The sequence below is a fragment of the Salinisphaera sp. RV14 genome, assembly GCF_052044135.1.
GTDB lineage: Bacteria > Pseudomonadota > Gammaproteobacteria > Nevskiales > Salinisphaeraceae > Salinisphaera.
This window is the reverse complement of record NZ_JBQDYF010000057.1, coordinates 1-652: the sequence shown is the minus strand read 5'-3', so window position 1 is coordinate 652 and position 652 is coordinate 1. Positions and strand designations below refer to the sequence as shown.

General features: G+C 66.0%; 1 protein-coding gene. It reads right to left on the bottom strand.

The features are described 5' to 3' along the window. On the bottom strand, positions 1-652 hold a 652-nt coding region (locus tag ACS8Y6_RS18395), incomplete at both ends, for an EAL domain-containing protein (RefSeq protein WP_440856246.1).

Sequence of the window (652 nt, the reverse complement as noted above, 5' to 3'; positions counted from 1 at the left end):
TCCTCGGGCGGACGGGCCGCGCTGAGCCAGAAGCCCTGTCCCCAGCGGCAGCCCAGCTCGACCAGTCGCGCGCGCTGGGCGTCGGTCTCGATGCCTTCCGCCAGGGTTTCCATCGATAGATTACGTGCCATATCGGTGATTGCGGCGATGATGGAGTCGCCGCGCTCGTTCGATGCCAGTTCGTCCACGAACAACTTGTCGATCTTGAGGGTGTGCAATGGCAGCGACTGCAGGCGCGCAAGCGACGAGTAGCCGCGGCCGAAGTCATCCAGTGCGAAGCGAAACCCCAGTGCGCTCAGCTCGCGCATGGAATGCTCGACGGATTCCACATCGTGCATCAGCATGTCTTCGGTCACCTCGAGCGACCACCACTCCGGTGCCGCGCCGCCTGCGGCGGCCAGATCGGCGATATGGCGCGCCGCGTCCGGCCCCTGCAATTGGCTGACGGCAAGATTCACCGACATATACAGCCCCAGGCCATCGCGCCGCCATTGCGCAATCTGGCGTGCGGCGGTCCGCAGAACCCAGTCGCCGATCGGCCCGATCAGGCCTATTTCCTCGGCCACCGGGATGAATTCGCCCGGAGAAATCCGGGCGCCTTCGCTATCCTGCCAGCGCAGCAGGGCCTCCACGCCCACGACCCGTCCGGTCG